The organism is Streptomyces griseorubiginosus (assembly GCF_017614965.1).
In the GTDB taxonomy this organism is placed as follows: Bacteria; Actinomycetota; Actinomycetes; order Streptomycetales; family Streptomycetaceae; genus Streptomyces; species Streptomyces griseorubiginosus_B.
In genome coordinates this window covers 1-8,014 of sequence record NZ_WVUG01000368.1, presented here as the reverse complement: position 1 = coordinate 8,014, position 8,014 = coordinate 1, and the positions used below count along the sequence as shown (strand labels likewise).

Sequence of the window (8,014 nt, the reverse complement as noted above, 5' to 3'; positions counted from 1 at the left end):
CCGCCCGAGCAGCCGTCGCCCGTCGACCTGCCCCGCCGCCGGCCGGGCGGCTTCTTCCGCCTCAGGAACGGAAGCCCGAGATGAACGGAAGCCCCGGATGAACAAATACCCAGCAGCAAGGAGGAGTTGATTACATGGATCACGAAGCCCTGGCGCACGAGATGCGCGGCCTGCGGGAGCAGGTGACCGGCATCACCGATACCGCGGTCGCGGCGTCCGACGGGCTGCTCATCGCCGCCGACACCGCCGACTCGATCGACCCGGAGGGACTCGCCGCGCTCGCCGCGGCCGGTCTCGGCCTCGCCCGGCGCACCGCCCAGGCGACCGCCCGGGGCACCCTGCGCCGGACGGTGACCTACGGCAGCCACGGCTGTGCCGCCTTCTACGCCGTCGGCGACACGGCCCTGATGGTCGTCCTCGGCGACGAGGGCCTGGACGTCGACCGGCTGCACCGGGCGACCCAGCCGGCGCTCGACCGGATCGGTTCGATCCTCATGAACAAGACGGCTGAAGGAGTCTGAAGGGATGGCGACGAAGCGTATGACCCCCGGTTTCTCCGACCAGGTGATGGGCCTGGTCAAATCTCTCCGTACGGACGCGCCCGACTGTGTGGCCTCGGGCGTCGTCGACATGTCGACCGGCATGCTGCTGTCGTACGAGACGGTCGACAACCACCCGCCGGAGGTCCTGGACCTGCTCGCGGGCGCCACCCTCGACCTGTTCCAGGGCCGCACGGTGGTGATGATCGAGGACGTCTTCAAGGAACGACGCGGGATGCAGAGCGAGAACCACTTCTTCCAGGAGATCCTCGTCAACAGCGAGAACCTCACCCACCTGTTCGTGCGGATGAACGAGCAGCAGGACGTCGTCGCGGTCGTCGTCTGCCGCAAGTCGGTCAACGTGGGGATGCTGTTCGCGCAGGTACGACGGGTGGTGCAGAGCTACAGCCTGTGAACGGGCCGGGCCCCTCCCCGCCGCAGGGGGAGGGGCCCGGCGGCCGGGAGGTGCCTACTCGGTGCGCAGGCCGTCCGGGCGCATCAGCCGCAGCAGCGGCGGCAGACTGAGCACGGTCACCGCGAGGACCACGGACGCGCCGATGCCCGTCATGGACAGCACGCTCGCCCAGTCGACGGTCACCCTCTCGCCGGTCATCCGCAGCAGCACCGCGCCCAGGGTCAGCCCGACCACCGAGGCCAGCGCCAGCCCCAGCCCGATCGGGACCGCCGTCTGCCACAGCACCGACAGGCTCAGCGTGCGGCGCCGGGTGCCGAAGGCGACCAGCGACGACAGCAGCTTCTTGCGCTCCCGCAACTGCTCCAGCTGGGAGACCAGCAGACTCGCGCCGATCAGCATCAGCACGCAGGTCGCGCCGACGAACAGGCCGGTGCGGATGGAACGGAACTGCAGGTCCACCTTGCCTTCGGTCAGGGCGTACACATCAGCCAGTGGATCGAGCCGCGCGGCGGTGTTGCGCGCGTACTCGCGGGCGTCCGGCACCGAGGAGTCCACCGCGACGAACGCTTCCTGGCCCAGCTCGGCCACGGCGGCCCCGGGCAGCGCGCCCGAGGTGAACAGCAGACCGCCGCGTTCGTAGCCGGTCGGGTCCTCACGCATTCCGGCCGTCTTGATCCCGGCGGGCATCTTCACCGACACGTCGCTGGCGTCGCTGTACCCCTCGAACCACAGGGTGGTGCCCGGCCTGGCGAACTTCCCGGCGTCGTCGTACTCGCCGCCGCGGCCGGTGATCCGGAAGACGTCGCCCTCGCGGCAGGACGTCAGCCGTGCCACCTCGCGCAGTTCGGCACAGCTGCCGACGGCCACCTCGGTCGAGTTCTGCGGGTCCTTCGCCCGGTCACCCACCGTGCCCGTGGCCAGGGTCAGCGCGCTGCGCACGCCCTTGGTGCGGGCGAGCTGGGTGCGCAGCCGCTCCGGCGCGACATGGCCCTGCAGGTTGATCTGGAGCTGCGCGCGGCGCAGATCGTCGGCGGTCGCCTTGACGTAGTCGTGCTGCACGCCCGAGAACAGCATCTGCAGGGCGATCGCCCCGGCCACCGCGACCGCGATGCCGTTGACCATGCGGGCGGCCGAACCGCTGCTCAACTGCAGCCTTCGCACAGCCAGTTGCCAGGAGACGCCGCCGGCGTCGAGCCGGTTCACCACGGCCTCCACGACCCACGGCAGCAGCGCTGTGACGCCGATCAGCAGCAGGACGGTGCCGCCGATCACCATCCACTCGTTGAAGTCCCCGTTGCGGTTGCCCTGTCCGACCATCGGGTACAGCAACCCGAGCCCGCCCAGCGGCAGCAGGAGCCGCCACCACAGCCTCCGGCGCGGCGGCTTCGCGGTACGGACCACGCCGAGCGGTTCGATGACGACCCCCCGCAGCGCGAACAGCGTCACCAGCACGGCCGCGGCCGGCACGGCGACGGCGACCAGCGCGACGAGCGCGGGCGAGGGATTGAGGTCGCTCGGGAACACGCTGATGTCCCGAACCACGAGCACCCCCGCCGACTGCCGCCCGGCCAGGAAGAAGACGGTGCCCAGCACGAGACCGAGCAGCGCCCCCGCGAGCGCCTCGCCCCCGGCGATCCGGCGCGCCATCCGCCCGTCCGCCCCGACCAGTCGCAGCGCCGCGAGCCTGCGGTCGCGGCGCTCGCCGCCGAAGCGCACCGCGGCCGCGATGAACACACCGACGGGCAGCAGCAGCACCACAAAGATGATCATGATGAGCAGCAGCAGGATCGGGTCGAGCTTGTCCGGCTGGTGCTGGGCGGAGGGACCGAAGTAGTCGATCCGCTCGACGGAGCCACCGGCGAGATGGTTCTCCAGCCCGGTCGCGCCCGCGTAGTAGGCGAGTTCGGCGGGCCCGATGATCCCGGAGTGTCCGATCGTCCCGGTCACCCGGTACGGCAGGCGGTCCCGCAGAAGCTTGCCCGAATCGGACTTCAGCAGCTTTTCCAGCGCGGGCGAGACGACCATCTCGCCCTTCGCCGGGAACTTCGCGACTCCCGGCGGCAGCGGGGACCGCGTCCCCTCCGGCTCCAGCAGCCGCCCCCGTACGTCCCTGCTGTGGAACGTCGTGTCGGCCTTGCCGATGATCAGCGTGTCGTCCGCCTTCGGGAGCACCTTCCCGCTGTACGTGAAGTCGTCCCGGTCGGTGCCGCGTTGGTTCCGCGCGGACAGCGCGCTCGGTATCGCCGTGGTCAGCAGCAGCAACGCCACACCGAGGCCGACGCCGACGGCCGTCAGCACGGCCCGCGTCCACCCCTCACGGCCGCCCGCGAAGGCGAACCGTACCCCCATGGCCAGATCCCCGGCCCACCCCCGCAGTGTCATACGACCCGCTCCATGTCCCGGGACTTGCCGTCCCGTACGACGATCTCGCGGTCCGAGTAGGCGGCCACCCGCGCCTCGTGCGTGACGAGGACGACGGCCGCGTTGGTGGACCGGGCGGCATCCGTCAGCAGGTCCATCACGCGCTCGCCGTTGAGCGAGTCGAGCGCGCCGGTCGGCTCGTCGGCGAACAGCACGCGCGGGCTGGTGACGAGCGCCCGGGCGACGGCGACCCGCTGCCCCTGACCGCCGGAGACCTCGCCGGGCCGCTTCTTGCGCAGGTCGTCGACCTCGAGGCGCTCCATCCAGGTCAGCGCGGTCCGCTCGGCCTCCTTGCGGGAGGTGCCATTCAGCCTGAGGGGCAGGGCGACGTTCTCGACGCAGGTCAGTTCCGGCACCAGCTGCCCGAACTGGAAGACGAACCCGAACTCCGAGCGCCGCAGCGCACTGCGCTCGGCGTCGCTCATGGTCGCCATCTCGCGCCCGTTGTAGATGATCGAGCCCGAGTCGGACGGCACGATCCCGGCGAGGCAGTGCAGCAGCGTCGACTTGCCGGACCCGGAGGGGCCCATCACGGCGACGACCTCGCCCGGGTGGATGGAGAACTCGGCGCCGTCGAGGGCGACCGTCGGACCGTACGCCTTGTGCAGGTCGTCGGCGATCAGCAGGGAACCGGCGGGAGTCACTTGGCCACCACCTCGGCGAGCTTGTCGAGACGCGCCGCGGTGAGCTCCAGCCACCGCAGGTCGGCCTCGAGATGGAAGAGGGCATGGTCGCAGATGAGCTGGTCGGCGAGGTCGCCCTTCCTCTTCCGATCCGTCAGGATGCGCATCATCCGCAGGTGCTCGGCACGCTGGGTGTCGAGGATGTCGGCCGCGTTGCGGTGCGTCAGCAGCGCGAGGACGACCTTGGTGTAGAGCGTCGACTGCAGGTACGGCTCGGGGGCCTCCGGCGTCGCGAGCCACCGCTCGACGTCGGTGACCCCGGCGTTGGTGATGGCGTACCGCTTGCGCTCGGGCCCGCCGCCCGCCTCGATGCCGTCGACCTCGACGAGGCCGTTCTTCAGCAGCCGGGACATCGTCGAGTAGACCTGGCCGTAGTGCAGCGGCCGGTCGTGACCGAACTTCTCGTCGAAGGCCCGCTTCAGGTCGTAACCGTGACGCGGCCCGGACTCCAGGAGCCCCAGAAGGGTGTGACCGATGGACATGGCGAGGACTGTACACGGCGTGTATACGCATCATGTATACGCGCTGTGTGTAGATCATGGCGGGGCGTGCGGGAGCGCAGGTGAGGGCCGAATGTCACAAGTCCGTCACTGGGGTGGCGCGGGTGGCCGGCCCCTTCTGGGGAGGGGCCCCGCGTCCCCGGGAAGGCGCCCCGCCTCCTTCAGCGCCCTGCGCAGCAGGAACTCGATCTGGGCGTTGGCCGAGCGCAGTTCGTCGCCGGCCCAGCGGGCGAGCGCCTCGTGGACGGCCGGGTCCAGCCGCAGCAGCACCTGCTTGCGCTGCCGCGGCCGGCGCCCGGGTGCGGCGCTCTCGGAGGGTTCCGTCATGGGTAGAGGGTCCCGGTGTTGAGTACGGGCTGCGGCGCGCGGTCCCCGCACAGCACCACCATCAGATTGGACACCATCGCCGCCTTGCGCTCCTCGTCCAGTTCCACGATGTCCTGCTCGGAGATCCGGGCGAGCGCCGCCTCGACCATCCCGACCGCCCCGTGCTTCTCGGTGATCTCCTCGGCGTTGGCGCCCGCACGCACCATTCCAGACCACCACGGCGGCCAGTTCGACCGGATTGCCGTAGGCGTCGTTCACCTTCAGCACCGCGGTCTCGTGGTTGCGTACACGGGTGGAAATCTTCGCGCGTGAAGTGAACGGATTCACCCAGCGCAGCCCGTCCTGGCGGCTCCTCCCCCGGTAGCGCCCGAAGAGCTGCACCACCCGCGCCTCGCCCGGTGCCACGGTGTTCAGGCCACGCAGGGAGCTGAGCGCGGCGACGAGGACGACGACCCGCCGACGGCGAAGCCGGTACTCTCCGGGGCGGCCACGAACAGCGCGCCGGCGATCAGCAGCCCGACCAGCCCGAGCAGCAGCGCGAGCGCCCCGCGGATGCAGTGCCCGCTGACCTCCCGCATCCGCAGGTGCGGCCATGGACGGTCCCCCGTTCTCGTACGTCTCTCACGGTCCGATTGGCCGAATTCTTACCTATCTCGATTCTATCTAGGTGATATCACATTACCCCTCCGGAGCAACCCTGAACCGCTCTGATCCGTCGGTTCCTTTGGGACGGGTGCTGATTGTCACGCCCGCAAAAGGCCGGATCGACGGACCTTTGCCCTATCTCCTGGTGTTAGCTTTCTGAGCTGACCTGAGCGGCGAACCTGTGTGACTCGTGAGCACACATGAACGAAGCGGAGCGGATCGGACTCATGGGACGGGCGGAAGAGAGACGAGCGCGACAGCGCGGTGGCCGCCGCGCGGCGCCCCCTACGCGCTCGTCCGCACCGGCGGCGCCGGCGGGCGGCACGGACACGATGGAGCCCACCGTCATCGGCGGCCGGGCGGCGGCCCGCAAGGCGGCCAAGGGCCGGGGCAAGCCCAAGGGCAAGGGGAAGGGCAAGGACGGCCGGAGCTTCATACGCCGGCTCTTCACCTGGAAGAAGATCGTCGGCACGATCTTCGCCCTCTGCCTGCTCGGCATGGGCGCCTTCGTCGCGCTGTACGTCATGACCCCCATACCGGCCGCGAACGCCGACGCCACGCTGCAGAGCAACGTCTACAAGTACAGCGACGGCTCGATCCTCACCCGCAGCGGCAAGCTCAACCGCGAGACCGTCGACCTCGCCGAGGTCCCCAAGGACGTCCAGCACACCTTCGTCGCCGCCGAGAACAAGACCTTCTACAAGGACTCCGGCGTCGACCTGAGGGGCACGGCCCGAGGCCTGCTCAACACGCTCTCCGGCAAGGGCGCGCAGGGCGGTTCGACGATCACCCAGCAGTACGTCAAGAACTACTACCTGACCCAGAACCAGACCGTCACGCGCAAGCTGAAGGAACTGGTCATCTCGCTGAAGCTGGACCGCCAGAAGTCCAAGGACTACATCCTCGCCGGCTACATCAACACCAGCTACTACGGCCGCGGCGCCTACGGCATCCAGGCCGCGGCCCAGGCGTACTACCACAAGGACGCGCAGAAGCTGACGGTCCAGGAGGGCGCGTACCTCGCGGCGCTCCTGCAGGCGCCGAACCAGTACGACTGGGCGATCGCCACCGATACCGGCAAGAAGCTGGCGCAGGCGCGGTGGAACTACGTCCTGGACAACATGGTCAAGATGAAGTGGCTGGACCCGAGCACGCGCCAGGCCCTGAAGTTCCCGGTGCCGAAGGCCCCCAAGGCGGCGCCCGGCATGGAGGGGCAGACCGGCTACCTGGTGGACGCGGCCAACGCGGCGCTGGAGCGGCAGCTCGTGGCCAACGGCACAGCCTCCAACCTCAATGACGCCGAGGCGCTGGTGACCCAGGGCGGCTGGACCGTCACCCTGAACATCGACAAGAAGAAGCAGAACGCGCTGGCGCAGTCGGTCAAGCAGCAGCTGACCAGCAAGCTCAACGCGAAGAAGCGGAAGGTCGACGGCGTCGTCCAGGCCGGCGCGGTCTCCGTCGACCCGAAGACGGGCAAGGTCGTCGCCCTGTACGGCGGCACGAACTACTTCGACCACTACACGAACAACGCGACCCGCAAGGACTACCAGCCTGCCTCCACCTTCAAGCCGGTCATCCTGGCCGCCGCCCTCAACGCGGGCGCCAAGACCCAGGACGGCCGGGCCATCGACGCGAACACCATCTACGACGGCACGAGCGGCCGCCAGGTGGTCGACCACGGCACCAAGGTCGGCTTCGCACCGCCCAACGAGGACAAGCAGAACTACGGAAAGATCACCGTCCAGAAGGCGATGAACGACTCCGTCAACTCGGTCTTCGCGCAGATGGGTGTCGACGTGGGCATGAACGAGGTGATGTCGGTCGCCGGCAAGCTCGGCATGGACACCAAGGGCATGCAGGCGGTTCCCGCGCAGACGCTGGGCTCCATGGGCGCGAGCCCGATGGAGATGGCCGGCATCTACGCCACCCTCGACAACCACGGCAAGAAGGTCACGCCGACGATCATCAAGTCGGCCGAGCGCAAGAACCAGGCGGTCAGCTTCCCGAACCCGATCGGCGGCCAGGTGATCACCCCCGAGGCCGCCGACACGGTGACCTCGGTGCTCACGGGCGTGGTCGACGACGGTACGGCCAAGACGTCGGTGGCGAGCAACCCGGAGCGCGACGGCCAGCAGGTCGCCGGCAAGACGGGTACGTCCGACAACAACAAGTCGGCCTGGTTCACCGGCTTCACGCCGAACCTGGTGACCTCCGTGGGCCTGTTCGGCGAGGACCCCAAGTCGCACGCCCAGGTCCCGATGACGGGCGCCACGGGCAATGTCCCCGGAAGTCCGAGCGGCCGTATCAACGGTGGCAGCTACCCGGCCCGGATCTGGGCCGCGTACACCTTCGGGGTGATGGGCAGCGTCACCAAGTTCGAACTGGACACCACCCAGGGCGCCGCGGTCCAGCCGTCGGACACTCCGTCGAGCACGCCCAGCAACTCCCCGTCGAACACCCCGAGCAACACCCCGTCCCACCCCC

Annotated in this window: 7 protein-coding genes and 1 pseudogene; 3 read left to right on the top strand and 5 right to left on the bottom strand. The window is 69.4% G+C overall.

The window, feature by feature from the left end; genetic code table 11:
* The first annotated feature begins 134 nt into the window (after nucleotides 1-134).
* Together GRC12_RS39080 and GRC12_RS39075 are read left to right on the top strand one after the other, a co-directional pair.
* Nucleotides 135-521, top strand: a complete 387-nt coding sequence (locus GRC12_RS39080; RefSeq protein ID WP_207929805.1) for a roadblock/LC7 domain-containing protein — start codon at nucleotides 135-137, stop codon at nucleotides 519-521.
* A 4-nt stretch (nucleotides 522-525) separates the two neighbouring features.
* Nucleotides 526-954 carry a hypothetical protein gene (locus tag GRC12_RS39075; RefSeq protein WP_133044403.1) on the top strand — a complete coding sequence of 143 codons (429 nt, stop codon included), beginning with the start codon at nucleotides 526-528 and terminating at the stop codon, nucleotides 952-954.
* Nucleotides 955-1,008: 54 nt separating this feature from the next.
* Here GRC12_RS39075 and GRC12_RS39070 read toward each other — a convergent pair whose 3' ends face one another.
* The 5 genes and pseudogenes from GRC12_RS39070 to GRC12_RS39050 form a co-directional block, all read right to left on the bottom strand.
* Nucleotides 1,009-3,336 (bottom strand): ABC transporter permease, encoded by a 2,328-nt coding sequence (locus tag GRC12_RS39070; protein WP_208785169.1) that lies wholly within the window; start codon nucleotides 3,334-3,336, stop codon nucleotides 1,009-1,011.
* Nucleotides 3,333-4,019: an ABC transporter ATP-binding protein gene (locus GRC12_RS39065; RefSeq protein WP_208785167.1), complete on the bottom strand. Its 687-nt coding sequence runs from the start codon at nucleotides 4,017-4,019 to the stop codon at nucleotides 3,333-3,335. The genes GRC12_RS39070 and GRC12_RS39065 overlap by 4 nt, the downstream gene beginning before the upstream one ends.
* On the bottom strand, nucleotides 4,016-4,540 hold the full coding sequence (locus GRC12_RS39060; RefSeq protein ID WP_208785165.1) for a PadR family transcriptional regulator: 525 nt from the start codon (nucleotides 4,538-4,540) through the stop codon (nucleotides 4,016-4,018). The genes GRC12_RS39065 and GRC12_RS39060 overlap by 4 nt, the downstream gene beginning before the upstream one ends.
* Nucleotides 4,541-4,645: 105 nt before the next feature.
* Nucleotides 4,646-4,885, bottom strand: a complete 240-nt coding sequence (locus GRC12_RS39055) for a hypothetical protein (protein WP_208785162.1) — start codon at nucleotides 4,883-4,885, stop codon at nucleotides 4,646-4,648.
* A pseudogene (locus GRC12_RS39050) lies at nucleotides 4,882-5,463 on the bottom strand (SPFH domain-containing protein). Before GRC12_RS39050 ends, GRC12_RS39055 begins: the two are co-directional and overlap by 4 nt.
* 294 nt (nucleotides 5,464-5,757) lie before the next feature.
* On the opposite strand from GRC12_RS39050, the gene GRC12_RS39045 reads away from it, so the two are divergent.
* A partial coding sequence (locus GRC12_RS39045) for a transglycosylase domain-containing protein (RefSeq protein ID WP_208785171.1) occupies nucleotides 5,758-8,014 on the top strand: 2,257 nt, incomplete at its 3' end.